The 24,944-nt window shown below is 60.6% G+C and carries 24 protein-coding genes; 7 read left to right on the top strand and 17 right to left on the bottom strand.

Translation table 11 applies throughout. The features are described from left to right. From AC3ITA_RS20600 to AC3ITA_RS20610, 3 genes are all read right to left on the bottom strand, one after another. The gene (locus AC3ITA_RS20600) at positions 1 to 309 is read right to left on the bottom strand and encodes a hypothetical protein (protein WP_046043367.1); all 309 of its coding nucleotides are present in this window, start codon (positions 307 to 309) and stop codon (positions 1 to 3) included. A gap of 248 nt (positions 310 to 557) precedes the next feature. Continuing rightward, on the bottom strand, positions 558 to 992 hold the full coding sequence (locus tag AC3ITA_RS20605; RefSeq protein ID WP_150673588.1) for a DoxX family protein: 435 nt from the start codon (positions 990 to 992) through the stop codon (positions 558 to 560). Positions 993 to 1,095: 103 nt separating this feature from the next. Continuing rightward, positions 1,096 to 2,517 (bottom strand): MltF family protein, encoded by a 1,422-nt coding sequence (locus AC3ITA_RS20610; protein ID WP_150673587.1) that lies wholly within the window; start codon positions 2,515 to 2,517, stop codon positions 1,096 to 1,098. A 237-nt stretch (positions 2,518 to 2,754) separates the two neighbouring features. Between AC3ITA_RS20610 and AC3ITA_RS20615 the strand changes: the two genes are divergently transcribed. The 3 genes from AC3ITA_RS20615 (at position 2,755) to AC3ITA_RS20625 (ending at position 5,847) form a co-directional block, all read left to right on the top strand. Continuing rightward, positions 2,755 to 3,564 (top strand): TatD family hydrolase, encoded by an 810-nt coding sequence (locus AC3ITA_RS20615; RefSeq protein ID WP_095944962.1) that lies wholly within the window; start codon positions 2,755 to 2,757, stop codon positions 3,562 to 3,564. A gap of 206 nt (positions 3,565 to 3,770) precedes the next feature. Further along, the gene (locus tag AC3ITA_RS20620; protein ID WP_095944963.1) at positions 3,771 to 5,252 is read left to right on the top strand and encodes a methyl-accepting chemotaxis protein; all 1,482 of its coding nucleotides are present in this window, start codon (positions 3,771 to 3,773) and stop codon (positions 5,250 to 5,252) included. A gap of 229 nt (positions 5,253 to 5,481) precedes the next feature. Further along, a complete protein-coding gene (locus AC3ITA_RS20625) occupies positions 5,482 to 5,847 on the top strand; it encodes an Mpo1-like protein (protein ID WP_008049048.1) in 366 nt (121 codons plus the stop codon). Here AC3ITA_RS20625 and AC3ITA_RS20630 read toward each other — a convergent pair whose 3' ends face one another. The 3 genes from AC3ITA_RS20630 to AC3ITA_RS20640 form a co-directional block, all read right to left on the bottom strand. After that, positions 5,848 to 6,645: an acyl-CoA thioesterase gene (locus tag AC3ITA_RS20630; RefSeq protein WP_489278307.1), complete on the bottom strand. Its 798-nt coding sequence runs from the start codon at positions 6,643 to 6,645 to the stop codon at positions 5,848 to 5,850. A gap of 246 nt (positions 6,646 to 6,891) precedes the next feature. Then, positions 6,892 to 7,650 (bottom strand): CHAD domain-containing protein, encoded by a 759-nt coding sequence (locus AC3ITA_RS20635; protein WP_150673585.1) that lies wholly within the window; start codon positions 7,648 to 7,650, stop codon positions 6,892 to 6,894. 100 nt (positions 7,651 to 7,750) lie between these two features. Then, positions 7,751 to 8,029 (bottom strand): hypothetical protein, encoded by a 279-nt coding sequence (locus tag AC3ITA_RS20640; RefSeq protein WP_034150181.1) that lies wholly within the window; start codon positions 8,027 to 8,029, stop codon positions 7,751 to 7,753. A 221-nt stretch (positions 8,030 to 8,250) separates the two neighbouring features. Here AC3ITA_RS20640 and AC3ITA_RS20645 point away from each other — a divergent pair, with 221 nt between their 5' ends. Continuing rightward, a complete protein-coding gene (locus AC3ITA_RS20645) occupies positions 8,251 to 9,288 on the top strand; it encodes a patatin-like phospholipase family protein (RefSeq protein WP_150673584.1) in 1,038 nt (345 codons plus the stop codon). 152 nt (positions 9,289 to 9,440) lie between these two features. On the opposite strand, the gene AC3ITA_RS20650 is transcribed toward AC3ITA_RS20645, so the two are convergent. From AC3ITA_RS20650 to kdpF, 6 genes are all read right to left on the bottom strand, one after another. Further along, on the bottom strand, positions 9,441 to 10,139 hold the full coding sequence (locus AC3ITA_RS20650; RefSeq protein ID WP_150673583.1) for a response regulator: 699 nt from the start codon (positions 10,137 to 10,139) through the stop codon (positions 9,441 to 9,443). A gap of 48 nt (positions 10,140 to 10,187) precedes the next feature. Beyond that, positions 10,188 to 12,839, bottom strand: coding sequence for a sensor histidine kinase (locus tag AC3ITA_RS20655; RefSeq protein WP_150673582.1), 2,652 nt, complete (start codon positions 12,837 to 12,839; stop codon positions 10,188 to 10,190). Positions 12,840 to 12,972: 133 nt separating this feature from the next. Beyond that, complete coding sequence (gene kdpC / locus AC3ITA_RS20660) at positions 12,973 to 13,518, bottom strand: potassium-transporting ATPase subunit KdpC (RefSeq protein ID WP_414929001.1); 546 nt, start codon at positions 13,516 to 13,518, stop codon at positions 12,973 to 12,975. Between the two features lie 137 nt (positions 13,519 to 13,655). Further along, a complete protein-coding gene (kdpB, locus tag AC3ITA_RS20665; protein WP_414929002.1) occupies positions 13,656 to 15,713 on the bottom strand; it encodes a potassium-transporting ATPase subunit KdpB in 2,058 nt (685 codons plus the stop codon). Positions 15,714 to 15,723: 10 nt separating this feature from the next. Further along, positions 15,724 to 17,418, bottom strand: a complete 1,695-nt coding sequence (gene kdpA, locus AC3ITA_RS20670) for a potassium-transporting ATPase subunit KdpA (protein ID WP_095944971.1) — start codon at positions 17,416 to 17,418, stop codon at positions 15,724 to 15,726. An 8-nt stretch (positions 17,419 to 17,426) separates the two neighbouring features. Further along, positions 17,427 to 17,516 (bottom strand): K(+)-transporting ATPase subunit F, encoded by a 90-nt coding sequence (gene kdpF / locus AC3ITA_RS20675; RefSeq protein WP_007899818.1) that lies wholly within the window; start codon positions 17,514 to 17,516, stop codon positions 17,427 to 17,429. A gap of 416 nt (positions 17,517 to 17,932) precedes the next feature. Between kdpF and eat the strand changes: the two genes are divergently transcribed. The 3 genes from eat (at position 17,933) to AC3ITA_RS20690 (ending at position 20,329) form a co-directional block, all read left to right on the top strand. After that, complete coding sequence (gene eat, locus AC3ITA_RS20680) at positions 17,933 to 19,297, top strand: ethanolamine permease (protein ID WP_489278308.1); 1,365 nt, start codon at positions 17,933 to 17,935, stop codon at positions 19,295 to 19,297. Positions 19,298 to 19,438: 141 nt separating this feature from the next. Continuing rightward, entirely contained in the window at positions 19,439 to 19,606 is a 168-nt protein-coding gene (locus AC3ITA_RS20685; RefSeq protein WP_007985427.1) for a DUF2897 family protein, read from the top strand. Between the two features lie 165 nt (positions 19,607 to 19,771). Then, positions 19,772 to 20,329 carry a TetR/AcrR family transcriptional regulator gene (locus AC3ITA_RS20690; RefSeq protein WP_095944973.1) on the top strand — a complete coding sequence of 186 codons (558 nt, stop codon included), beginning with the start codon at positions 19,772 to 19,774 and terminating at the stop codon, positions 20,327 to 20,329. Here the strand turns inward: AC3ITA_RS20690 and fabF are convergent. The 5 genes from fabF to tnpB all read right to left on the bottom strand — a co-directional run bounded on the left by fabF (position 20,326) and on the right by tnpB (position 24,938). Further along, positions 20,326 to 21,600 (bottom strand): beta-ketoacyl-ACP synthase II, encoded by a 1,275-nt coding sequence (fabF, locus tag AC3ITA_RS20695; RefSeq protein ID WP_095944974.1) that lies wholly within the window; start codon positions 21,598 to 21,600, stop codon positions 20,326 to 20,328. The two genes, AC3ITA_RS20690 and fabF, sit on opposite strands and share 4 nt — an antisense overlap. Positions 21,601 to 21,631: 31 nt before the next feature. Further along, entirely contained in the window at positions 21,632 to 22,426 is a 795-nt protein-coding gene (locus AC3ITA_RS20700; protein WP_150673575.1) for an SDR family NAD(P)-dependent oxidoreductase, read from the bottom strand. Between the two features lie 292 nt (positions 22,427 to 22,718). Continuing rightward, positions 22,719 to 22,979, bottom strand: a complete 261-nt coding sequence (locus tag AC3ITA_RS20705) for a DUF6429 family protein (protein ID WP_258696284.1) — start codon at positions 22,977 to 22,979, stop codon at positions 22,719 to 22,721. A gap of 69 nt (positions 22,980 to 23,048) precedes the next feature. Then, positions 23,049 to 24,560 (bottom strand): IS66 family transposase, encoded by a 1,512-nt coding sequence (gene tnpC / locus AC3ITA_RS20710; protein WP_489278309.1) that lies wholly within the window; start codon positions 24,558 to 24,560, stop codon positions 23,049 to 23,051. 18 nt (positions 24,561 to 24,578) lie between these two features. After that, positions 24,579 to 24,938, bottom strand: coding sequence for an IS66 family insertion sequence element accessory protein TnpB (gene tnpB / locus AC3ITA_RS20715; RefSeq protein ID WP_052966798.1), 360 nt, complete (start codon positions 24,936 to 24,938; stop codon positions 24,579 to 24,581). Positions 24,939 to 24,944 lie beyond the last annotated feature (6 nt).

The following is a 24,944-nucleotide window of genomic DNA, read 5'->3' on the forward strand; positions in this document are numbered from 1 at the left end:
TTAACGCCGAGTAATCAACCCTTGCCGGGCAACGCGGGTCAGTTGCCGGATCACTTCAGGCGCATCTTCGAGGCTGGGGGATTGAATCACTGCCAGATCGAAACTGTCGTCGGCGAAACGAGCGAGGGACTCACCGTCTTCGACAAACTGGATCAGGAAGGCAGCGGGACCGCCGGTACGACGTGGCCAGCCATCGAGATAACGCAAGAGCGTCGGCTGATGTTTGCCACCAAGCAGGATTTTTGGATTGCGCTGGGTCAGGTGTGCCGTGATCGGCGCGGGACGTACAACGGCGTTTAGTGCATTCATTGTGTCGTGTCTCTGCCTCAAAAGTCTGCATGGCAGGTGAGAGGCAACACCGAACCAGCGCTTTAGCGGTATTTCGAAGCCTGTTCCGGCTTCTATCGGCAACTGGATGAGTCACCTGGCGCCCCGCAAGTAGCTGTTTAAATCGGCGCATGAGCAACATCCTAGAGAAGCTGACTGTACAGTGTCAAGAATGACGCTCAACAAAAAAGGCCCGTGCAATGCGGGCCTTTTTTGTTGAGCCAGAGCGGTCAACCAGCGATGGCGCGGTCCGCCGAGAGTTTGCCCGCACCTTCGATCAATACTGCGATACTGCCACCGAGCAACGCCAGGGCGAACTCATAACCGTTGTTGGCCATGAACAGACCGTTGCTGATATGCACCGAGAAAATCGCGACCAGCGACAGGAAGATCAGGCCCAGCGCGGCCGGGCGAACCAGCAAGCCGATGATCAGGGCCAGGCCGGCGAAGAATTCGGTGCCGCCCGCCAGTGCCGCCATCAGGTAACCCGGCGCCAGTCCGATGCTTTCCATGTACTGCCCGGTTCCAGCCAGACCATAGCCGCCGAATGCCCCGAAGAGTTTCTGCGAGCCGTGAGCGGCGAAAATAATGCCGACCACGATGCGCAGAACAGTCAGGCCGTAACCAGCGCGGGTAGACAGTACCTTGTTGATCAGAGTGCTCATGCTGTTTCATTCCTTGTAAGTGTGTGTTGGTTGGCCGCCATATTAATCAGTTAATTACATGTTAAAAGCGCAAAAAACCCACCATTACAATCAGATTAGTTGATCATTTGCGTGAAGCAACCTTTGGCTCCTGGGGCTCCAACGACTCCCGCTCTCGGTCGAACGCCAAGTAATACTTGTTCACGCTATTAACATAGCTGACAGGCCCCATCCCCACTTGCTCCATGGCAATGCGCTCGACCTGGAAGAACCACTGGTTGGGGTTCAAGCCTCTGCGCCGGGCTTCGGCGCGCATGCCTTGCACCCGCTCCGGCCCGATGTTGTAGGCCGCCAGCACGAAGGCCATGCGTTCGCGCTCGTTAAGCTTCGGACTGGCAAAGAATTTACGCCGGATCATCGCCAGGTACTTGGCCCCGGCCTGCACATTGCCATCAAGCTCCTGAATATTGTTGACCCCCACACGCTGTGCCGCAGAAGGCGTGATCTGCATCAAACCGGTGGGGCCACCGCCACTGCGGGCGGCGGGTTGCAGGGCTGACTCCTTGAAGGCCAGCGCCGCCAGGTTCAGCCAGTCCATGCCCTGGGCATCGGCGTGTTTCTGCAGCACCGGGCGAAGTTTTTCCAGACGCTGCCGGTCTGCCTTGGCCAATGGATAGTGCACTTGATAGAGGCGACGATAGATCCGCAGGAACGCGGCGTCCTGATCCGATGGCTTTTTGTAGACGGTAAGAAAGCGATCGATGCTGGCCCGCAGCATCGAGGCATCACGGCGCACGAACCAGAACTCTTCTCCCGGCTCGCTGATGAGTACTTGCTTGTCGAAACGCAGCTTGGGCAGGATCTTGCCCCAGCGTTCGGCGATCGGCTGCTCGACGATGGTCAGATGGAAGATCCCGCCCTGCACCATCTCCAGTACGTCCTCGACGGCAAGGCTCGGATCGACCCATTCGACTGTGACCGGTGGCAGTTTGTGCAGGGCGAGCTTTTGATTGATCTGGCTGACGGCATCCCCGGCGGCGCTGCCGGCGGGTAACGCCAGGGTCTTGCCGGAAAGCTGTTCAAGTTTGGTGTAGCGGCGTTCGCCCTTGATGCCCACCAGCACTAACGGAATGTTGCTGGCAATCGGCTCGCTGGTGCTGACGGCGAAACCCGGTTGCAGATCGAGCAACTCGCCTGGCGCCACCAGATCGCCCTCCCCGCGCTGCAATGCGCCGAGCAGTTGATCCTTGGCCCTGGGAATGATCTTGAGGGTGATTTCCTGGCCGTCCCGGGCATGGCCGTTGAGGTATTGCTCGAACGCTCTCAGGCGATGGTATTCGACCCCGATCGCCTGCCCCTGGACTTCGCCGGAACTGTTGCGGCTCTGGTTGACCAACACCCGCAGCACGCGACTGCTGCGAATTTCACCAAGGTCGCGCACCTTGCCGGCCGGTACAGCTTGCAGCGGCCCGGGCAGACGCGCGACCGCCGACATCGGCAGTAGCAGCGAACAACACAGCAGTAGCAAAACCGAGGGACGAATCATCCACTCTCCGGAAAGAATATGAGGCCCGCTGCAATGACGAAAACCATCAAGCGCGGCGACAAAAACAGAGCGCCCAAGGCGCTGGCAAAGTGCGAAAGACTGGCACAATGATGGCAAAACTACCAACCCAGCCTGGCCCGCGGCTCAAGAGACAGCGTTAACCCGTTGTAGTTCTTGGCTTTTCTTATAAATCCACGGCTCTGATATGCTTTCCGGCCTTTGGGCCGAGGTAGCACCATGCAACTCATCGATATCGGCGTCAACCTGACCAACGCCAGTTTTGCCGACAAACACCAGGCCGTACTCGATCGCGCCTACGCGGCCGGCGTGTGCCAGCTGGTGCTGACCGGTACCAGTGTCGAGGGCAGTGAACAGGCCCTCGAGCTGTGCCAACAACTGGATGAAAGCGCCCAGCGCCTGTTCGCCACTGCCGGTATTCACCCTCACTGCGCCAGCGACTGGAACGCCGACAGCGCCCGACGTTTGCGCAGTTTGCTCAACGAGCCGAATGTAGTGGCCGTGGGTGAATGCGGGCTGGATTTCAACCGTGATTTCTCGCCACGCCCGCAGCAGGAGAAAGTCCTGGAAGAACATCTGGCCATGGCCGTCGAATTGCAAATGCCGGTGTTTCTGCACGAACGCGACGCCAGTCAGCGGTTGCTGGAAATCCTGCGCGACTTTCGCGACCGACTGCCGGCCGCGGTGGTGCACTGCTTCACCGGAGAGCAGAAGGCGCTGTTCAGCTATCTCGACCTCGATCTGCACATCGGCATTACCGGCTGGATCTGCGACGAGCGCCGGGGCACGCATTTGCATCCGCTGGTCAAGGAGATCAAGCGCGGGCGCCTGATGCTCGAAAGCGATGCACCGTATCTGCTGCCGCGCAGCCTGCGCCCCAAGCCGAAAAACGGGCGAAACGAGCCGGCGTACCTGACCGAAGTACTGCGCGAAGTGGCGCTGCATCGCGGGGAAAGCCAGGAAGATCTGGCGGCGCACACCACCGCGTGCGCGCGGGCGTTCTACGGCTTGCCATCAATCCCCCGGTAACCACAAATCCCCTGTGGGAGCGAGCCTGCTCGCGAAGGCGTCGTGTCTGCCGGCATAAAGTTGAATGACAGACCGCTTTCGCGAGCAGGCTCGCTCCCACACTGAATGCTGCGGGCCTGTTGATCTGCATCAAGAATCAGCCACCTGAGTAGCGGCACAATGCTGGCACCTTGCCAAAACTGTTTCCGCTATCAGAGAAGACCTCCATGGGTGCCTGGCTTAGCAATATCTCGCTGAAATACAAATTCTGGGCGGTCAACGCCGTCGCTTTCATCACCACCCTGTTGCTGGTGCTGTACGCCGTGCAGCTCGAACAACAGGCCAGAAGTCACGCCGCCCAGGCTTCGGCCCAAGCCCAGGCGCGATTGCTCAAAGCCTGGCCCGCCGGGCAACCGCTTCCCCACGTCGACAACCTGCTGACGTTCAATCGCGGACAGGCGCCTTCGCTGAATGAACAACCCATTGCGCAACTCATCAACGCAAACGGCTGGGTCGAGATCAACCTGATGCCGCTGTTCGGTGACAATCCGTTGATGGGTGCCGAGGTGTTTACCCGTGCCGATGGCCAACGGATCGCCGTGATTGCCTACGGTCCCAGCCTGAGCCAGGTGTTCAGCGAGCGTTTGGCCAATTACGCGGTGGCCGTGTTCATCCTGATGTTGGCAATGCTCGGCGCATCGCAGTTATTGATTCGCTTCCTGCTCAGCCAGCTCAACACTTTGAAAGACGTCATGTTGCACGTGGAGAAAACCGGCGACCTGTCGGCCCGCGTGCCCTTGGCTTGCAGCGACGAAGTCGGGCAAATGGCCAACGCCTTCAACGCCATGCAGGCCGGTTATCAACGGGTGGTCAACACCGTCGCCAGCACCGCCCGGCAACTGGACATCGGCGCCGCACGGCTGGCGGCCAGCATGAATGAAGTGCGCCACGGCATGTTGGGCCAGCAAAGCGAAACCGATCAGGCCGCCACGGCGATCAATGAAATGACCGCCACGGTCTATCACATCGCCCAACACGCGGGCGCCACCCGTGACCTTTCGCAATCGGCCAATACCCTGGCCGGCAGCGGGCAGGAGGTCGTGACGCGGGTGCAGCGCTCGATTGCCGGACTGTCCACCGGCGTCCAGCAGACCGCCGAGATGATTCAACGCCTGGCCGAGGACAGCCAGAAGATCAACGGCGTGGTCAACGTGATTCACAGCATCGCCGAGCAGACCAACCTGCTGGCGCTGAACGCCGCCATCGAAGCGGCCCGGGCCGGCGAGATGGGTCGCGGTTTCGCGGTAGTTGCCGATGAAGTACGCAACCTCGCCAAACGTGTACAAGCCTCCACGGATGAAATCACCCTCATGGTCTCGGCGTTGCAGGCCGGCACACGGGACGCCGTGGATTTCATGCAAGAGAGCTCGTTCAAGGCCGACGACTGCGTACAACAGGCGCAAGAGGCCGGCGCGGCATTGGCCGAGATCACCGGCGCGGTGGCGCAGATGCGTGAAAGCAACACGCAGATCGCCGTGGCGGCCGAGCAGCAGAGCCAGGTAGCGGAAGAGATGAACCGGGCGGTGGTGAGCATTCGTGACGTGACCGAGAACACGGTGCAGCAGACGGTGACTTCGGCGACCACCAGCAATGAGCTGGCAGCGTTGGCCGGGGAGTTGAGCAAGGCCATCGGTCAGTTGAAACTTTGAGAGCCCTTTCGCGAGCAGGCTCGCTCCCACAAGGGATCTATGTATGCCCAGAATCTGATGGTTACCGAAGATCGATGTGGGAGCGAGCCTGCTCGCGAAGGCGTCAGAACTGGCACCATCCATTCCAGTCATGGCACCTATCGAGCCAATAGCCAGCCTTGATTCGCCGCCAGCATTGAGCGGGCCTATTCTTCCTACATGTGTTCAACATGGATCGAGGATCGGCATCATGGGCAAACGTCACCCCAACCTTCCCGCCTGGCAATGGCGAGCGTACCCGAACAATCATCAGCACCCGACCAATCTGGTGCTGCACCTGATCGCGGTGCCGCTGTTCATCGTGGCATTTCTGCTGATTGTGTCCGGGGTGTTCAGCCTGAGCCTGGCAAACATCGCCATCGGTGTGATCGGTGTGATAGCGGCGCTGGCCTTGCAACGCCATGGCCACAGCCTGGAGACCCAAGCCTCCGAACCCTTCAGTGATCGCAAGGATGCGGTATCGCGCCTGTTGGTCGAGCAGTTCCTGACGTTTCCGCGGTTCTTCCTCAGCGGCGGCTGGTGGCGCGCCTGGCGTGAGCGCCACCGCCGCCACTGATCAGGCGAACACCGTCACCGTCTGCCGGCTCATGGCGATCAACCGGCCATCCGCGCTCCACATTTTTGCGGCGGCATGCCCGTAGCCGTCGGTGGCGTATTCGGTTTCGACGAGGTATTTGCACCAGTGCAGGGTGGTCAGTTCCAGCAGCGGCTGCACGAATTCGATAGTCCAGGTCAGCGTGCTGCCCATCGCCGGCTTCTTCAAAAACGGCATCAGGGCCGGCGGCCAGGCGTCCACCAGCGCCAGGATATGCGCCTCGCCGATAGCCTCTTCCTTCACGTCACCGCGCAAGCGTACCCAGCCACCCATTTGCCGGGATGTGCTACCGCTGAACGGCAGCCCGCCGACACTCCAGCGGATCGCCAGATGTCGCATGAACTCCGGGATGACACCTTCGACAAAAGGCAATTCCAGGCATTCGTCCCAGTGCTTCATTTCAGGTGCCGGTTCAGCGGCCACCGCCACTTCCGAGGGTCGCGAGGCGCCGAAGCTGCCCTGGATCAACGTCACCACCTGGCCCTTCTGCACCGCCCGGCCCAGCACTTGGCTGACGGCCTTGCCTTCGCGCAGCACCTCGACTTCAAAACTGACCGGCACCTCGGGCTCAACCGGGCCGACGAAGGTGATTGCCAACGAACGCACCGGCCGATCCGCCGGCACTCGGGCGCGCATGGCTTCGTATTGCAAAGCGGCCACCAGGCCACCGAAACTGGCTCGCCCCTGGGCCCATGAGGCCGGAATAGACAGCTCCTGCGGCTGGCTGCGGACAGCGTCGAGCAGTTCGGAAAAACGCATGAAAACCTCAGGGATCGGAAAAAGATGAAGGGATCTTAACCATCTGGCGAAGTTGATACATCGCCTATTCCGGCCAAATTGACTGACAGATGAGCCGTGCCCGGTCCTAACACAAAATCCAGGGTCAACATTGAGCCCATGTGGGAGCGAGCCTGCTCGCGAAAGCGGTCTGACAGTCACAATGTGTGCTGAATATTAATCCGCTATCGCGAGCAGGCTCGCTCCTACAATGGATCCGGGGAGGTCTCAGGATTTGAAACAGGCCTTGCTGAGTTTTTCCAGCACCCGATCCGCACGGCTTTCAGCCTCGGCCATGGTGGCTTCCCAGACAGCAACACAGGGTTGCAAATCCGCTTCCCGTTCAGCCATGGCCAGCCATTGCACGCAATCGTGCCAGTCGCCCAGCGCGCCCTGGGCCGACTTCAACCGGGGCATGGCGGCTTTCGGCAAACGGTCCAGTTCGGGGTAAGCATCGATGCCATAGCGCACGCGCTTGATCAGCAGGCGCAGTCGATGACGGTCATGAGCCGGATCGTGCAGCGCCTCGTCGAGTTTTTTCCACTGCTTGCCCAAGCGTTTTTCGATGCGTTTGCGCAGGCCCTTGAGCAATCCCTGGCGCTGGGCGGCACGCAGAAAACGCGGAAACGCATCAAGGACGATCAGCATTTGCGCGAGCTCGGGACTGGCTGCCACGGCCGGATAGGCCTCGGCCATTTGCGCCATGCGCCACTGTGCGGCTTGGGGTTGATGGTGCTGGAGCAGATACGCCGCCAACACTTCGCGATCGCGTAAAGGCGTGCTCAGTTCGCCCACCCGGGAGGCGGCCGCTTCCAGTTGTTCGACACCGGGCAGCCCGCGCAAGGGCCGCAACAGGCTGCGTAACCGCCGCATGGTTGTGCGCAGGTCGTGTAACGCTTCAGGGTCTGTACACTCTTTCAAGCGGGCCTGACAGGCAAGCAGACGAACTTCCAGACCCAGAACCTGAGCCACCAACCGATCGATCATGGGGGTTTACTCCGTAAACAGCGCCAGGTTGCAAGCTCCAGGCTGCAAACTCGAAAGATCTTGCAACTTGCAGCTTAGAGCTTGTAACCGCTTTTCGCTTTTAACGCCCCGCGCGCGATTCACGAATATAGAAACGAGCCTTCTCGGCTTTCTTGGTGCAGCCTTCGAACCCCTCGAATTGCTGCTGGGTCTTGGCCGCGGTCAACAGCGACAGGGCCTTGGAGTAGCTGACAGTCCCGGCGAACCCTTCGGCCTTGGCCAGGTCCAGTTCATGCCATGCCGCATCCAGATTACTACCACAGCTGTCGCGATAAGCGGTTTTGCCGGCACAACCGGCGAGCGCCAGGGCAATCAATGGCACGCAGATCCAGGCTTTCATCATTCACTCCTCAAGAATAGGTCAACAGTCATGCAGGTAAGACGTTGTAGCACCTGAAAAGTGCCGTTGGTCAGCTGTGCAAACTATAGCGCTGCCGAGAATAACCATGTGCCGCCATGGAGTGTCGAAAATACGACGCTCCTGTCCGCTCGAACGACCATGGCGATTGAAGCATGGCCCTCGATGGGTGCATTGTTGAACCATTCAAACGAGGGCGATTCATGAAAAAGCGCGTCGCACTGGTATTGGGCTCGGGTGGAGCCCGGGGTTATGCACATATCGGGGTCATAGAAGAGATCGAACGGCGTGGATATGACATTGCCTGTATCGCCGGATGCTCCATGGGCGCGGTGGTGGGCGGGATCTACGCCGCCGGCAAACTCAATGATTACCGCGACTGGATCGAGAGCCTGGACTATCTCGACGTGTTGCGCCTGGTGGACGTCAGTTTTCGTCTGGGGGCGATCCGTGGCGAGAAAGTCTTCGGGCAGATCCGCAAGATCGTTGGCGAGATCAACATCGAAGATTTGCGCATCCCCTACACCGCCGTTGCCGCCGACCTGACCAACCAGCAGGAAATCTGGTTCCAGGAAGGTTGCCTGCATCAGGCCATGCGCGCCTCGGCAGCGATTCCCAGCCTGTTCACCCCGGTGATGCAGGGCAACCGCATGCTGGTCGATGGCGGCATTCTCAACCCGCTGCCGATCGTGCCGGTGGTGTCGAGCCATTGCGACTTGATCATTGCGGTCAACCTCAACTCCACCAACCAGCGCCACTATCAATTGCCGGTCATCCAGCGTCCCGCCGCCTTCAAGACACGCTTCGACAGCCTGATCAACTCCCTGGGCTCGAAAATGCCGTTCCGCCGCAAACAGGCCGAGCAATTGTTGATCCTCGAGCAGGAAGCCCTGAGGGCCGAAGGCGCGAACCTCAATCCGTGGATCGAATCCGCCGAGCCAGAAGGGCAGCAACCGGCGGCGGCTCCGCAAGCCAGTGGCGCGCCCCGCTCCGCCACCGGTTCATTCATCATCGACAACGTCGGGCCGGCGTCCTTGCTGGATTTGATCAACCAGAGTTTCGAGGTGATGCAGACGTCGCTGGCGCAGTACAAGATTGCCGGGTATCCGCCGGACATCCTGATCAACGTGCCCAAGCGCGTGTGCCGTTTTTTCGAGTTCTACAAGGCGCCGGAGCTGATCGCGCTGGGACGGGAGATTGCGCGGGATACGCTGGATCGGTATGAGAATGAGCAGAACTGAGCACCTGAAAGTTCTCGGGTGACTATCAGGCCTTCATCGCGAGCAGGCTCGCTCCCACAGTGGATCTTCGGCGGTCACAAAATGTGTGTCTGACCAGGATCCCATGTGGGAGCGTGCCTGCTCGCGATGGGGCCAGGTCAGGCAACGAAGATCTAAAGGCTACCCTCACTCAACAACCGATATCCCACCCCTGCCTCAGTGACGATGAACCTGGGCTGGGTCGGGTCATCCGCCAGTTTCTGGCGCAAGTGCCCGACCACGATGCGCAGGTAATGAGTGTCTTCGGTGTGGGTCGGCCCCCAGATGTCCTTGAGCAATTGCTGCTGGGTGATTACCCGTCCGGGATGCCGCGCCAGTTGCGCCAGCACGGCGTATTCCTTGCGGGTCAGCGCGACTTCGACACCGTCGAGCAGCACCCGGCGATACGCCAGGTCGACCGTCAACGGACCGAAGTCCAGCGCAGCCTGTTGCGCCTCGCCTGTGGGTGCCTGGCGCAATAACGCACGGATCCGCGCGAGGAATTCCTGAATGCCGAACGGCTTGGTCACGTAGTCATTGGCGCCGCCATCCAGGGCCTCGACTTTCTGTCCTTCACCGGCGCGCACGGAGAGCACCAGCACCGGCACCGTCGACCACTCGCGAAAGTCGCGCAATACCTGTTGTCCATCCATGTCCGGCAAGCCGAGGTCGAGCACCAGCAAGTCCGGTTTGTTCAACGCGGCTTGCGCCAATCCTTCACTGCCGGTACCTGCCTCCAGCACTTTGTAGCCCTGGGAAGCGAGGCTGATCCGCAGGAATTTGCGGATCTGCGGTTCGTCGTCAATGACCAGGATGGTCGCGGTCTGGCTCATGAATTCACATCAACACAAAGAAGTTGCAAGAGAGTAGCGCAAGAGCGATCAGGCTTCACTTTCGAATCCCGGCTGAGCCTGCAGCGGCAGGTGCAACGTGATGCAGGTGCCACGCCCCTCGATGCCGTCGGCGACGCTGATGCGCCCGCCATGGGCACCGACCATGCCCTGACAAATCGCCAGCCCCAACCCGGTGCCCTGCCCGCCACGATCACCTCGCGCTGCGGTGTAGAACATGTCGAAAATCTTCGCCCGTTCCTCTTCCGGAATCCCCGGCCCCTCATCGCAGACCGAGAAAAACAGCTCACTGTCATCGGCCCCGGCGCGCAATTGCAAGCGCCCGTGGGGCGGCGAAAACCGCGCTGCGTTTTCCATCACGTTGACCAGTGCCTGTTCGATCAGCGCGGCATGCACATACAGCAACGGTAACTCGGCCGGTACGTCGGTGCTGACCTGCAACGGCGCAAGGACTGCCCGCAGGCGATTGCGCGCGCTACCGACGATGTCCGCCGGCGACACCCAGTCCCGCGCCAGCTTCAAGGCTCCGTGGCCGAGCCGGGTCATGTCGAGCAAGTTTTGAATGTAGCGATCGAGGCGCTCGGCTTCATCGCGGGTGCCTTCGAGCAACTCACGTCTGTCCTCCAGCGGGATCGCTTCACCCAGGGCCAGCAGGCTGTCGATACTACCGCGCATGGACGTCAGCGGAGTGCGCAAATCGTGGGACACCGACGCCAGCAAGGCACTGCGCAGTTGCTCGGTTTCGCCGTGCAGCCGCGCCGCTTCCAGATCATCGGCCAGTTGCGCCCGGGCCAGCGCCTGGGCCAGTGGCTGGCTCAGCGCGGTCAACAGGCGTCGGCGCTGGCCGCTCAGGGTCTGGCCTTCTTTGGCACACACGCCGAGTAGCGCCAGTGGTCCGTCTTCCACCGACAACGGCCACCACCACCAGCGCCCGAACGGCAAAGTACCGGTGCCGGCACCGGCGGGTTGATCGTGCTGCCAGGCCCAGTCAGCGGCGGCGCGCTCGGCTTCGCTGAACTCCAGCGGCCCACCGGTTTCGACTTTCCATCCGTTTTGCCCGTCGCGATTGAGCAGGCACAGTTGCACATCGCTCCAACCATCCAGGTGCTGGGCGGCCGCACTGACCACGGCCTGGCGGTCGGTGGCGGCGGTGAGTTTGCGTGACAGGTCGAGCAGTTCGGTGGTCTCTTCCTGGGTATCGCGCAGTGCCTGCAGTTGCCTGCGCTGGCGCGCCGCGAGGTTGCCGGTGAGGGCCGCCATCAGCAGGAAGAACAGCAAGGTCAGCACGTCTTCTTCGCGCTGGATTCTGAAAGAAAACTTCGGTGGAATGAACAGGAAGTCATAGGTCAGGAACGATAGCGCCGCACAGGCCAGCGCCGGCCCGAGACTGCTGCGCACCGCCACCAGCAACACGGCGGCGAGGAACACCAGTGAAATGTTCGGCAGAGGCAGAACGCTCGCCACGGCCCAGGCCAGGGTGCTGGCCAGAACCGTCGCGACCACGGCCAATGCGTAGTCGAACCAGACCAGTGAATGCATCGACCGCTGATGGGGTTGATGCTGTTGGTGATCGCCGTCGAGAACGTTGATTTCCAGTCCACGAGCATTGCGCAGCAGTCGCGCCGCCAAGCCGCCACCGAACAGACGTCGGTGCAAACGCAGCCGGGACTGACCGACCAGCACCAGGCTGGCGCGGCGTTCGGCGGCATGCTGGATCAGGGTTTTCGCCACTTCACCGGCGCGCAGCAACACCACTTCGCCACCCAGGCGCTCGGCCAGTTGCTGGGCGCTTTGCAGGCGCAGGCGCGACTGTTCGTCACGCACGCTGCCGTTGTCCACGTGCACCAGGCTCCAGGGCAGGTGCCGCCGCTGGGCCACGCGACTGGCATGACGCACCAGGCGCTCGGCCTGGGCATCGCCGTCGACCCCTACCAGCAAGCGTCCGCGCACAGCCGGCGCCGCTTGCCCCAACTGACGATACCCTTGGGCCAGATCGTTATCGACCTGAGCCGCCGCCGTTTGCATCGCCAGTTCGCGCAGGGCCGTCAGGTTGGTCTGGGAAAAGAACGCGTCGATGGCCGCCCGCGCCTGCTCCGGCACATAGACCTTGCCATCGCGCAGGCGCTCGAGCAGCTCCCGTGGCGGCAAGTCGATCAGCAGCAGTTCGTAGGCTTCCTGCAATACCCAGTCCGGCAGGGTCTCGCGGACCTGCACGCCGGTGATGCCACGCACCTGGTCGTTGAGGCTTTCCAGATGCTGGACGTTGACCGTGGTGTATACGTCAATGCCGGCGGCAAGCAGTTCCTGAATGTCCTGCCAGCGTTTTTCGTGACGGCTGCCGGGTGCATTGGTGTGCGCCAGTTCGTCGACCAGCACCAGTTTCGGTTTGGCGACAAGCAGACCGTCGAGGTCCATTTCTTCGAGCAACACGCCACGGTATTCGGAACGTACCATCGGCTGCTGCGACAAGCCGCCCAGCAATGCTTCGGTTTCGGCCCGACCGTGGGTTTCGACGACGCCGGCGATGACCTTCACCCCTTGGCGTAACTGGGTGTGGGCCGCTTGCAACATGGCGTACGTCTTGCCGACACCCGGCGCGGCACCGAGAAATACCTTGAGCCGACCACGGCCATCGCGGGGCAGGTCTGCTAACAGCGCGTCGGCGCGGCCGGAGTTGCTCATGTATGAAGCTCTCTTTTTTTCTGGAATTGATATAGCGACTGTTCTGACGCCTTCGCGAGCAGGCTCGCTCCCACAAGTTGGAATGCGTATTCCTGTGGGAGCGAGCCTGCTCGCGAATGGCAGCGCCGCCGATCTACAGGTTTTCCAGCGCCCGATTCAACTCAAGCACATTCACCACCGGCGGACCTACCAATGGCTGTTCGATGTGGGCGTCCAGCAGTTGTTGCAGCGTCGCTACCGGCAAGTTGCGCGCCGTCGCGACACGCGCCAGTTGATAGGCAATCGCCGCCGGTGGCAAGTGCGGATCGAGACCGCTGCCGGACGTAGTGACCAGCGCCAAGGGCACCGGCCCCTGACCGGGCACCAGCAGTTTGCCGGCATCGTCGTTCACTCGCGTCGCCAACGCAGGGTTGCTCGGCGCCAGGTTGCTGGCACTGCTCGATACGGTGGCAAAGGCACCGGCCGAAGGGCGCGGGTGGAACCAGGCCTCGCCGACGAAATCCTGGGCGATCAGCGAGGAACCGCGGACCTTGCCCTCGGCATCCCGCACCAGGCTGCCGTTGGCCTGATCCGGGAAGGCGACCTGGGCCACACCGGTGACCACCAGTGGATAGGCGACGCCGGTGATCAGCGTCATCAGGACCAGCAGGCTCAGGGCCGGGCGTATCAATGTGGACATTTCAAAATCCTCTAATTCGTAAAAACAGCTGTAGGAGCGAGCTTGCTCGCGATGGATCTGAAGGCGCCGCGCTTTATCAGAAATGGCGCGTTATCGTTAACGCCCATCGCGAGCAAGCTCGCTCCTACAGAGGGCGGTCAAACCAGATGCAACGCCGTCAACAGCATGTCGATGGCCTTGATGCCCACGAACGGCACCAGGATCCCGCCCAGGCCGTAGATCAGCAGATTGCGCCGCAACAACGCCGCCGCACTCGCCGCGTGAACCCGCACACCGCGCAGCGCCAGCGGAATCAGCACCACAATGATCAGGGCGTTGAACACGATCGCCGAGAGAATCGCGCTCTGCGGACTGCTCAGGTGCATCACGTTGAGCACCCCCAGTTGCGGATAGATCGCGGCGAACAGCGCCGGCAGGATCGCGAAGTACTTGGCCACGTCGTTGGCGATGGAAAAGGTCGTCAGCGCACCGCGGGTGACCAGCAACTCCTTGCCGATCTGCACCACGTCCAGCAGCTTGGTCGGGTCGCTGTCGAGGTCGACCATGTTCGCCGCTTCACGTGCCGCTTGGGTGCCGTCGTTCATCGCCATGCCCACGTCCGCCTGGGCCAGGGCCGGGGCGTCGTTGGCGCCGTCGCCGCACATGGCAACCAGACGACCGTCGTTTTGTTCGTGACGAATGCGCGCCAGTTTTTTCTCCGGCGTGGCTTCGGCCAGCACATCGTCCACACCCGCCTCAGCGGCGATGGCGGCAGCGGTCAACGGGTTGTCGCCGGTGACCATGACAGTGCGGATTCCCAGCTTGCGCAGCTCGGCGAAACGCTCGCGGATACCGGGCTTGACCACGTCCTTGAGGTGGATCGCACCGAGCAACTTGCCGTCGGCACACACCAGTAGCGGGGTGCCGCCGCTTTGGGCGATCTTGTCGATTTCACGGGACAAGGCCGGTGCCAGGTCAGCGCGTTTCAGACCCACGAACGCCAGCAACGAATCCACCGCGCCCTTGCGGTACACGCGTCCTTGATAATCGACACCGGACAAGCGGGTTTCGGCACTGAAGGGCACGGCTGTCAGCACGTCGGCGGACGGTTCCGGTTGCGGATGGGTGCCGCGCAGGTACTCGACGATCGACTTGCCTTCGGCGGTGTCATCTGCCAGCGAAGCCAGCAATGCGCCTTCGGCCAGCTCCCTGGCTGTCACGCCAGGCGCGGCATACACCGCCGAGCAACGACGGTTACCGAAGGTGATGGTACCGGTCTTGTCCAGCAGCAGAACGTGCACGTCCCCCGCTGCTTCCACCGCACGACCGGACTTGGCGATCACGTTCAGGCGCACCAGACGATCCATCCCGGCGATCCCGATGGCCGACAGCAAACCACCGATGGTGGTTGGAATCAGCGTGACCAACAGCGCCACCAAAAACACCAGTGGCAGGCTGCCATTGGCGAAGTGGGCGAACGGTTGCAGGGTGACGACCACCAGCAGGAAGATCAGGGTCAGGCCGATCAGCAGGATATCGAGCGCCACTTCGTTCGGAGTTTTCTGACGCTTGGCGCCTTCGACCAGAGCGATCATGCGGTCCAGGGTCGACTCACCGGGGTTGGCGGTGATTTTCACCAGCAGCCAGTCGGACACCAGTCGGGTGTTGCCAGTAACGGCCGAGCGGTCGCCGCCGGACTCGCGAATCACCGGCGCCGATTCGCCGGTAATCGCCGCTTCGTTGACCGCCGCGATGCCTTCGATCACCTCGCCGTCACCGGGGATCATCTCCCCCGCTTCGACGCGCACCACATCGCCTTTGCGCAGGTTGGCGGCGGGCACCACCTGAAAGCCGCCGTTGCCGGTCTTGCGCCGGGCGCTGAGGCCTTCGCTGCCGGCCTTGAGGCTGTCGGCGCGGGCCTTGCCGCGACCTTCGGCCAGGGCTTCGGCGAAGTTGGCGAACAGTACGGTGAACCACAACCACACCGCGATTTGCGCGGCGACGAAAGTCGGCACAGCCGTGTCGGGAATGAAGCACAAAACGGTGGTCAGGATCGCCGTCAGTTCGACCACCAGCATTACTGGCGCGCGCTGCAACTGCCGTGGGTCGAGCTTGACGAAGGCTTGCACCAGCGCCGGGCGCCACAGGGCCGAGATCGCGGTTTTTGTTTGCTCCGGCGCCTTGGCGGCAACGGTTTTGGTTACGGGCATATTCATTGTCTATTCCTCAGAAGCCCATGCTCAGATGTTCAGCGATTGGGCCCAACGCCAAAGTCGGCAGGAAGGTCAGGCCGCCCACCAGCAAAATGGTCACGGTCAGCAAGGTCACAAATAGTGGGCCGTGGGTCGGGAAGCTGTTCTGTCCGATCGGCGCGGTTTTCTTCATCGCCAGGCTGCCGGCCAGGGCCAGGACCGGGAGGATGTAGCCGAAACGACCGATCAACATGCCCAGGCCCAGCATCAGGTTGTGGTACGGGGTGTTGGCGCCGAAGCCAGCGAAGGCGGAACCGTTGTTGGCGCTGGCCGAGGTATAGGCGTAAAGCAACTGACTGAATCCGTGAGGGCCAGGGTTGCTCACGGCGGCGACCGGGCCGGGCAGACTGGCGGCAATCGCGCTGAGCACCAGCACGCCAATCGGCATGACCATCAGGGTCACCACCAGTAATTGCACTTCCCTGGCTTGCAGTTTCTTGCCGAGGTATTCCGGGGTGCGGCCGATCATCAGGCCGGCGAGGAACACCGCGATCAGCACGTTGAGCAACATGCCGTAGAGCCCGGCACCGACACCACCGAAGATCACTTCGCCGACCATCATGTTGACCAGCGCCACCATGCCGCTCAGCGGGTTGAGGCTGTCGTGCATACCGTTGACCGAGCCGTTGGACGCGGCCGTGGTGGTCACCGACCACAGCACGGTGGCGGTGGTGCCGAAGCGCGCTTCCTTGCCTTCCAATGGCGCGGCCTGTTCGACGGCGACATTGTTCAACGCCGGGTTCGGCTGGTACTCAGCCCACAGCGAGGTGGCGCCGCCGATCAGAAACAGCGCCAGCATGCAGGCGATGATCGCCCGGCTCTGACGCAGGTCCTTCACGTAATGACCGAAGGTGAACACCAACGCGACCGGGATCAGGATGATCGAGGCCATCTCGAACAGGTTGCTCCAGGCCGTCGGATTCTCGAACGGATGCGTCGAGTTCACGCCGAAGAAACCGCCACCGTTGGTGCCCAATTGCTTGATCGCAATCTGACTGGCAGCAGGCCCCAGCGGAATCACCTGATCGACGCCCTGCATCGTCACCGTATTCACATACTGCGCGAAGGTTTGCGGCACGCCCTGCCAGACCAGATACAGCGCCAACAGCAGGCACAGCGGCAGCAGGCCGTAGAGGGTGGCGCGGGTCATGTCGACCCAGAAGTTGCCCAGGGTCCGGGTGGATTTGCGGCCGATTCCGCGACACAGCGCGACCAGTACCGCCAGGCCGGTGGCGGCGCTGACGAAGTTCTGCACGGTGAGGCCAACCATCTGGCTCAGGTAGCTCAGGGAAGCTTCGCCGCTGTAGGCCTGCCAGTTGGTATTGGTCATGAAGCTGACGGCGGTGTTGAACGCCAGCGTCCACTCCTGACCCGGCAGATTCTGCGGATTCAGCGGCAGGTGGTCCTGGAACAACAGGATCGCAAATAGCAGCAGGAAACCCGCGAGGTTGAAGGCGAGCAAGGCCAGCGTGTACTTCTGCCAACTCTGTTCGGCCTGCGGATCGACGCCGGCCAGACGATAACAACCGCGTTCGACCGGACCGAGAACCGGTGTCAGCCAGGTGCGCTGCCCTTCCATCACCCTGTAGAAGAAGCGCCCGAGAAACGGCGCCGGAACCAAAACCAGGGCAAAAAAGCCGAGGATCAGCCAATAGTCATAACTGTGCATAGCCGCTCCTAGTTCCGGTCCGCGCGCAGCAGCGCAACCAACAGATAAATGAACAGCCCCACTGCCAGCAGCAGCGACACCCCGTCCAGAACGCTCATGGAAGTTCTCCGTGTTACGGCGTATTGCCGCGTGTGGAGTCATTGTCGGAAAGGAGGCTGTAAAGGAACGAGACCGAGGGTGCCTGCAGGGCATAAAGAAAGCGTAAAGAGTGGGTTTATGGCTTTGTTACTGCAAGGATTGATGGCGCATGCGCGGGCCTCATCGCGAGCAAGCTCACTCCCACATTTGAGAGGCGTCAGCCCATACAACATGGCTCCACTGTGGGAGCGAGCTTGCTCGCGATGGCGGCACAGCAGACAACAACGCACCCAACTGGCGCATCAAAAAGCATGCATCCAGCAGCGATCATCCCCGATACGACAGCTTTCCGCGCTTTACGACGGGAAAATCGGAAATGGCACGCCCACTGCACTGGCCTCCCGTGAGCTTTCCAAACCACTCAGGGAGCAACCCCATGAACACACAACTCAAATCCACGCTGGGCACCTTGCACCTGTGGGGCATTGCGGTCGGGCTGGTGATTTCCGGAGAGTATTTCGGCTGGAGCTATGGCTGGGGCGTGGCCGGGACTTTGGGCTTTCTGGTGACCTCTTTCATGGTCGCCACCATGTACACCTGCTTCATCTTCAGTTTCACCGAACTGACCACCGCCATTCCCCACGCCGGCGGTCCCTTTGCCTACAGTCGTCGCGCCTTTGGCGAGAAAGGCGGGTTGATCGCCGGGCTGGCGACACTGATCGAATTCGTCTTCGCCCCACCGGCAATTGCCCTGGCCATCGGTGCCTACCTCAATGTCCAGTTTCCAGCCCTGGACCCGAAACACGCGGCAGTCGGTGCCTACATCGCCTTCATGGGCCTCAACATCCTCGGCGTGAAACTGGCAGCCACTTTCGAATTGGTGGTCTGCGTGTTGGCGGTCGCCGAATTGCTGGTGTTCATGGGCGTGGTCGCCCCGGCATTCAGTTTCAGCAACTTCGCCCTAAATGGCTGGGCCGGTTCCGATGTCTTCGGTGCTCCGGCGATTGCCGGGATGTTTGCGGCGATCCCCTTTGCTATCTGGTTCTTCCTCGCCATCGAAGGCGCGGCCATGGCAGCCGAAGAAGCCAAGGACCCGAAACGCACGATTCCCAAGGCCTACATCAGCGGCATCCTGACGCTGGTGTTGCTGGCCATGGGCGTGATGTTCTTTGCCGGTGGCGTCGGTGATTGGCGCACCCTGTCGAACATCAACGACCCGTTGCCGCAAGCGATGAAAGCCGTGGTCGGCGAAAGCTCGGGTTGGTTGCACATGCTGGTGTGGATTGGGCTGTTCGGACTAGTCGCGAGCTTCCACGGGATCATCTTGGGTTACTCGCGGCAGTTCTTCGCCCTGGTCCGCGCGGGCTACCTGCCGGCGTCCCTGGCCAAGTTGTCGCGTTTTCAGACACCGCACCGGGCGATCATCGCCGGCGGTGTCATCGGCATTGCTGCCATCTACAGCGACGGCTTGATCAACCTCGGCGGCATGACGCTGACCGCCGCGATGATCACCATGGCCGTGTTCGGCGCCATCGTGATGTACATCATGAGCATGCTCAGCCTGTTCAAACTGCGTAAAACCGAGCCGAACCTGGAACGCACCTTCCGTGCCCCTTGCTACCCGCTGATACCGTTCATTGCACTGATGCTGGCCGTGGTGTGCCTGCTGGCGATGGCCTGGTTCAACACCTTGATCGGCCTGATCTTCCTGGGCTTCATGGCGGCAGGTTTCGTGTACTTCATGCTCACCGCACAACTGCGCGCAGACGCACCGGCGGATGCGATGCTGACCGGACTGTGAAAGCGTTCGAGTGAACCTTGAACAACAGGCATAGAATGGGGGTGATAGCGATGGAACTGCGATGAAACCCCATCACTCAAAACGGTATGCACGATCGGTTGGCGAACCCTCGCCGACCGTCTGCTTTTCAAGGAGAGTCCTATGCCCTGGTATGCCTGGTTGATTCTGGTCGTTGCCATCGGCTCGATCGTTGGTGGCCTGATGTTGCTGCGCGACACCGCCAACAAGGTCGAACTGACCGAAGAGCAACGCAAGCGCGTCGCCGAACGCAATGCGGAAATGGACGCCAAGGAAGCCCAGGACCGCTGACCGAAAACCCCGCCTTGAACAGCGGGGTTTGTTTTTGCGTGAAAACTCCCGAATTCATGCCGCTTTGCACTCATATCGAAGCATCTGCATGTTTTTTAGAAGTAGAAGTACAGTCACCATGCAATTTTCATTGGTTAATATGGCGCATTGATGCGGAGATATCAGATGCGTTACTCGCAGGACCATAAAGCCCAGACCCACCAACGCATAATCAAGGAAGCTTCAGCGCGATTTCGACGCGACGGTATCGGCGCGACCGGGCTGCAGCCCCTGATGAAAGCACTGGGCCTGACTCACGGTGGCTTTTACTCGCACTTCAAGTCCAAAGACGAACTGGTAGAGAAAGCCTTGCAGGAGGCTGGCGCACAAGTCGATGAGTTGTGCGCGCAAATCTTCGCCGAGGAGCAGCCACTCGAAGCCTTCATCGACGCTTACCTGTCCGAATGGCATCAAACCTCACCCCACGAAGGCTGCCCGCTGCTGACCATTTCTTCGGAACTGGGGCTGCGTGGTCAACCGAGCCCGACCAGCGACGTCGTGCTCCAGGCGCGACTCGACCAGATCCAGCACACCCTTGACGGAGAGCACACCGCCGACCGCAGCATCGTCATCATGTCTACGCTGGTCGGCGCCTTGCTGTTATCGCGCAGCGTGGCCGACGCCGAGTTTGCCCAACGGATTCTCGACGTCGCACGCGAACACCTCAAGCACTCGCAGGATTAACCCTGCCAACGCTTGAACAGCACACTGGCATTGACCCCGCCAAATCCGAAGCCGTTGGACAACGCGTACTCGATGGCCATCGGTCGCGCCTGGCCATGAACGATGTCGACACCTTCAGTGGCAGGGTCCGGGTTCTCGAAATTGAGGGTCGCCGGTGCAACCTGGTCACGGATCGCCAGCAAAGTAAAGATCGCCTCGATTCCCCCCGCTGCACCGAGCAAATGCCCGGTCGCCGACTTGGTCGATGTCACGGCAATGCCGTTCTGTGCACCGAACAACGCCTTGATCGCAGCCAGCTCACCCAGATCTCCCACCGGAGTCGAAGTTGCATGAGCATTCAGATGCTGAACCTGGGCCGGTGAAACACCGGCCTGTGCCAACGCCAACGACATCGCCCGCCGCGCACCATTGCCGTCTTCGGGGCCGGCGGTCAGGTGAAAGGCATCGGCGCTGGTGCCGTAGCCGACCAGCTCCGCCAGGGGCTGGGCTCCCCGGGCCAGCGCATGGTCCAGAGACTCGATGACCAGCAGCCCGGCCCCTTCTCCCATGACAAAACCATCGCGACCACTGTCGAAAGGTCGCGAAGCGCGCTCAGGCGTTTCGTTGTAGGCGCTGGACAAGGCGCGAGCAGCCGCAAACCCGGCAAGGCTGACCCGATCGATCGCCGCTTCCGCACCGCCGCACACCGCGATATCCGCCTCACCCGCACGAATCAACCGCGCCGCGTCGCCAATCGCCTGAACCCCGGCGGCGCACGCCGTGACCGGTGCGCCCAATGGCCCCTTGAAGCCATGCTGGATCGACACATGACCTGCCGCGAGGTTGACCAGAAACGAAGGGATTGTGAATGGAGACAAACGTCTCGGACCACGACTATCAGTGGTGCGCACCGCGTCGGCGATCGCGCCGAACCCCCCCACACCTGAACCGATAATGGTGGCCGTGCGCTCCTGGGCATTGGCATCCAGCGCTTGCCATCCGGCTTGCTCCAGTGCCTGACGCGCCGCTTCCATGGCGAACAGGATGAAGCGGTCCATCTTCTTCTGTTCCTTGGGTGGGGTTGCCCGGTCCGGGTCGAACCCCGCCTGCGGATCATCCGCCAGCGCAGGCACGGCACCGCCGACCGTGGCCGGCAGATCGGCAACCACCTCGTGCGGCAAATTGCGCAGTCCGGAACGACCGGCCAGCAGCCGCTGCCAAACCACTTCGACGCCGCTCCCCAACGGCGACACCAGGCCCATGCCCGTTACAACCACTCGACGATCATTCATACCCAATACACCTCAAGCCGATTGATGGCACTTACCGATAACGGGCTGCAGCCTTGCTTTTGGAAAGGTTAGGCGCCATCACATGACGTGCCGCCACGAACGCATCCCAATCTGCCGCATCAGGCAACGAAGGAATGGTGATCAGTTCACCCTGATCCAGACCCGATAACGCAGCATCGACCATTTCACCCGCCTCCATCACCATATCCGCAGGAATTTGTGAAGCATCGATACCGGAGCGCTCCCAGATCTCGGTTCGTGTCACACCGGGCAGCACCGCCTGGATCTTCACTCCAGTGCCATTCAGCTCGGTGCTCAACGATTGAGTCAAGCTCAATACATAGGCCTTGCTGGCGCTGTACGTCGCATTGAAACGTTCGGGAAACAACGCCACCACCGATGCGATATTGATGATCGTGCCGCGCCCGGCCTTGGTAAAGCTGGCCGCAGCCGCCGACGCCAACCGCGTAACCGCCGTGATGTTGAGTTGAATCAAGCGCTCGAGTTGGTCCATATCGGCATTGGCCAGCAAACCATCCGCTGCCACACCTGCATTATTGAGTAGCAGGCTGATGCTCGAGTCACTGCGCAATCGCTGCTCGAGCTTGAGTATGTCCTCCTTTTGAGTCAGGTCCGCTTTAAACACCTCTACCCGAACACCATGCTCGGTGCGCAGTTTGCTGGCTGCGGACTCCAATCGATCCTGATCGCGGGCAACCAGCAACAGATCAAAACCGCGTGCCGCCAAACGCTCGGCGTAAACCGCACCGATACCCGACGAAGCACCGGTGACGAGGGCCGTACCTGGGGACTGAACAGAATTCATGGCAGTGCTCCTGAGAAACGCAAAAAGAAAACCAGCGCCTGTGTTTCAGGACGTGGTGTCGGAATGTCAATTTATTATAGGCATAATTTTACAAATAGATGATAGTCATAATTTTATGATGCTGACAGAGAACCAGTCTCAATGATTGGAGCCAGGAACAGTCAATGCCCGGAGTGTTCCCATTTGCCAGAATGTAAAAAGGCCGGTCAATGACCGGCCCCTTGGCGTAGATTTACAAGTTTAGTTGTATGCGATCCATAAACCCCACCTACCGGATGGCCGTGGTATGAAGTCAGGTATCCGACTCGGATGCATGCTCCCCTTGGGTTCCTACCCCAAACAACCGGTCGGCTGTCTGCCGACCTCGCTCCAACCCTTCAGCCGTCAACCAAATCGATTTGTTCTTGTTCACCGGATTACTGATGAAACCCTGTTCATGTAATCGGCTCATGGTCTCGAAGTCGAACCCTTTCCAAGCATTGCCGTTATCAAAACTGAAGGTTGCCAACAGGGCAAGCACGGCTTCTTCAATCAGTTTATCGTCGTATTCCATGATCGTTGCTCCGCTCGTATTCTTTAAGCTCACCGTAAACCCTACCAGCCAGCAAGATGGATAGCGCGTTTAACTACGCGATACCGACGAGCAGTTCCAGGGCAGTAAAGCTTCGTAATCCTCAACCGAAGAAGCCGTCGGCAGGCGCTCAAGTGCGTGGCGCAGCCACGCATAGGGCTCTTGGCCGTTGGCTTTGGCAGTCTCGACCAAGCTATAAAGTTGAGCGCTGGCCGTCGCACCTTTGGGGGTGTCGCTAAACAGCCAGTTCTTTCTTCCGATCACGAAGGGCCTGATGGCGCGTTCGGCAGCGTTGTTGTCGATCGGCAAGTAACCTTCCTCGACGTACCGTTCAAGTTTGTTCCAGTTGCTCGCCAGGTAGCTGATGGCTTTGCCCAGGGCGTTTTGAGCGGTGACCTGGGGTTGGGTCTTTTCCATCCAGCTTTTCAACTGAGCCAGCACCGGCAGGCTGTGCGCGTGACGACCGGTTTTTCGTTCGCCGTCGTTGCCGGCCTGTAGGTCGCGTTCGATGCCATAAAGCTTGTTGATCAGGTTCAGCGCGATGTCGGCACGTCCCGTCTTGCCTTTGGGCTGCACTTTTTGCGCTTCGACGAATTTGCGCCGTGCATGCGCCCAGCAGCCTAAACGCTCCACTCCTTCCTGCGCGCCCAGCGCGTTGTAACCGGCGTAATCATCGGTCATCACGTAGCCGCGATAGCCATCAAGCAGGCGCGTCGGCACCTCCTGAGCCCGGCTGGTGGAGTAGTCGAAAAGGATCACTGGTTTGTCGGGTGGGCCGCCGGTTTGCACCCACATCCAGGACTGGCTGCTGGGCTCCCGATCCTGCTCTTTCAACACCTGCACGCGGGTTTCATCGCAGTGGATGACGCGGCTTTCCAATAACTGGTCGCGCATTAAATTCAGCAGTGGTTGCAAGTGTTCGCCGCACTGGATAACCCAGCGGGCCAAGGTCTGGCGCGGGATATCGATGCCATGGCGGCCCAGCACTTTTTCAAAACGGTGAAGCGGCAAACCGTCCACGTATTTGGTGGTCAGCAGCATCGCCAGCACGCTTGGGCTGGCCATACTTTTTTCAATCAACTGAGCGGGCTTGTCCGCAGTGACCGGAGCCGTTTCACAGGCGCGGCAACCGTAGACCTTACGGACGTGCTTGATCACGCGAATTTGCATCGGCACGATTTCAAGCTGCTCGCTAACTTCCTCGCCGATGGCGTGTTTGCGGCAGCCGCAGGCACAGGTCAGTTCATGTTCGGGCAGTTCGTGGATGACTTCGATGCGGGGGAGATCGGCCGGCAGCGGTTTGCGTTTGCCACGCCGCTGGGTCGGCGCAACAGCCTCTTCTTCTGCCGCTTCATCAATGGGCTCGACGACGCTTTCCGCCTCATTGAACAGGGCCAACTGCGGCGTTGCCGGATCAACCGTTTGCTCGGACTTGCGTCCGAACAGGCGCTGACGCAACAGCGCATTTTCTTCTTCGAGGAAACCGACTCTGGACTGCATCTTCGCAAGCATCTGCTTGAGCAATTCAGGATCATCGGGGAGGTTTTCGGGCATGGAAATCATGCCCTGGATTATACCGAATCAGGCCACGTATCGAGGCGTCAAAACCTGATGAGGACGGTTGCGCCAGAGATCAAAACCATCCAGTAGCCAGTTCAGTTCCTGGACGGTCAGGATGATCGCTTCATCGTTGGCATCGGGCGATGTTTTAAATCGTTCGGATTCGAGGCGCTTGAGCCAAAGGCAGAAGCCGTTGCGTTCCCAATACAAAATCTTCACGCGGTTGCGTGGTTTGTTGAGGAAGACGAAAAGCACAGGGTCGAATACCGCGACTTTGATATCCAGCTCGACAAGTGCGGCCAGGCCATCAATGGATTTTCGAAAGTCGACGGGCTTGGGGTAGAGATAGACTTTTTCGACTTTGGCATCGGGTCGCATCATGGCGGG

The sequence above is a fragment of the Pseudomonas sp. GL_090 genome (assembly GCF_057837765.1).

What these genes read in the sequence shown, in the direction of transcription:
- AC3ITA_RS20600 (WP_046043367.1), bottom strand. Translation starts at nt 309, where the DNA reads ATGAATGCACTAAACGCCGTTGTACGTCCCGCGCCGATCACGGCACAC.
- AC3ITA_RS20605 (WP_150673588.1), bottom strand. Translation starts at nt 992, where the DNA reads ATGAGCACTCTGATCAACAAGGTACTGTCTACCCGCGCTGGTTACGGC.
- AC3ITA_RS20610 (WP_150673587.1), bottom strand. Translation starts at nt 2,517, where the DNA reads ATGATTCGTCCCTCGGTTTTGCTACTGCTGTGTTGTTCGCTGCTACTG.
- AC3ITA_RS20615 (WP_095944962.1), top strand. Translation starts at nt 2,755, where the DNA reads ATGCAACTCATCGATATCGGCGTCAACCTGACCAACGCCAGTTTTGCC.
- AC3ITA_RS20620 (WP_095944963.1), top strand. Translation starts at nt 3,771, where the DNA reads ATGGGTGCCTGGCTTAGCAATATCTCGCTGAAATACAAATTCTGGGCG.
- AC3ITA_RS20625 (WP_008049048.1), top strand. Translation starts at nt 5,482, where the DNA reads ATGGGCAAACGTCACCCCAACCTTCCCGCCTGGCAATGGCGAGCGTAC.
- AC3ITA_RS20630 (WP_489278307.1), bottom strand. Translation starts at nt 6,645, where the DNA reads ATGCGTTTTTCCGAACTGCTCGACGCTGTCCGCAGCCAGCCGCAGGAG.
- AC3ITA_RS20635 (WP_150673585.1), bottom strand. Translation starts at nt 7,650, where the DNA reads ATGATCGATCGGTTGGTGGCTCAGGTTCTGGGTCTGGAAGTTCGTCTG.
- AC3ITA_RS20640 (WP_034150181.1), bottom strand. Translation starts at nt 8,029, where the DNA reads ATGAAAGCCTGGATCTGCGTGCCATTGATTGCCCTGGCGCTCGCCGGT.
- AC3ITA_RS20645 (WP_150673584.1), top strand. Translation starts at nt 8,251, where the DNA reads ATGAAAAAGCGCGTCGCACTGGTATTGGGCTCGGGTGGAGCCCGGGGT.
- AC3ITA_RS20650 (WP_150673583.1), bottom strand. Translation starts at nt 10,139, where the DNA reads ATGAGCCAGACCGCGACCATCCTGGTCATTGACGACGAACCGCAGATC.
- AC3ITA_RS20655 (WP_150673582.1), bottom strand. Translation starts at nt 12,839, where the DNA reads ATGAGCAACTCCGGCCGCGCCGACGCGCTGTTAGCAGACCTGCCCCGC.
- kdpC (WP_414929001.1), bottom strand. Translation starts at nt 13,518, where the DNA reads ATGTCCACATTGATACGCCCGGCCCTGAGCCTGCTGGTCCTGATGACG.
- kdpB (WP_414929002.1), bottom strand. Translation starts at nt 15,713, where the DNA reads ATGAATATGCCCGTAACCAAAACCGTTGCCGCCAAGGCGCCGGAGCAA.
- kdpA (WP_095944971.1), bottom strand. Translation starts at nt 17,418, where the DNA reads ATGCACAGTTATGACTATTGGCTGATCCTCGGCTTTTTTGCCCTGGTT.
- kdpF (WP_007899818.1), bottom strand. Translation starts at nt 17,516, where the DNA reads ATGAGCGTTCTGGACGGGGTGTCGCTGCTGCTGGCAGTGGGGCTGTTC.
- eat (WP_489278308.1), top strand. Translation starts at nt 17,933, where the DNA reads ATGAACACACAACTCAAATCCACGCTGGGCACCTTGCACCTGTGGGGC.
- AC3ITA_RS20685 (WP_007985427.1), top strand. Translation starts at nt 19,439, where the DNA reads ATGCCCTGGTATGCCTGGTTGATTCTGGTCGTTGCCATCGGCTCGATC.
- AC3ITA_RS20690 (WP_095944973.1), top strand. Translation starts at nt 19,772, where the DNA reads ATGCGTTACTCGCAGGACCATAAAGCCCAGACCCACCAACGCATAATC.
- fabF (WP_095944974.1), bottom strand. Translation starts at nt 21,600, where the DNA reads ATGAATGATCGTCGAGTGGTTGTAACGGGCATGGGCCTGGTGTCGCCG.
- AC3ITA_RS20700 (WP_150673575.1), bottom strand. Translation starts at nt 22,426, where the DNA reads ATGAATTCTGTTCAGTCCCCAGGTACGGCCCTCGTCACCGGTGCTTCG.
- AC3ITA_RS20705 (WP_258696284.1), bottom strand. Translation starts at nt 22,979, where the DNA reads ATGGAATACGACGATAAACTGATTGAAGAAGCCGTGCTTGCCCTGTTG.
- tnpC (WP_489278309.1), bottom strand. Translation starts at nt 24,560, where the DNA reads ATGATTTCCATGCCCGAAAACCTCCCCGATGATCCTGAATTGCTCAAG.
- tnpB (WP_052966798.1), bottom strand. Translation starts at nt 24,938, where the DNA reads ATGATGCGACCCGATGCCAAAGTCGAAAAAGTCTATCTCTACCCCAAG.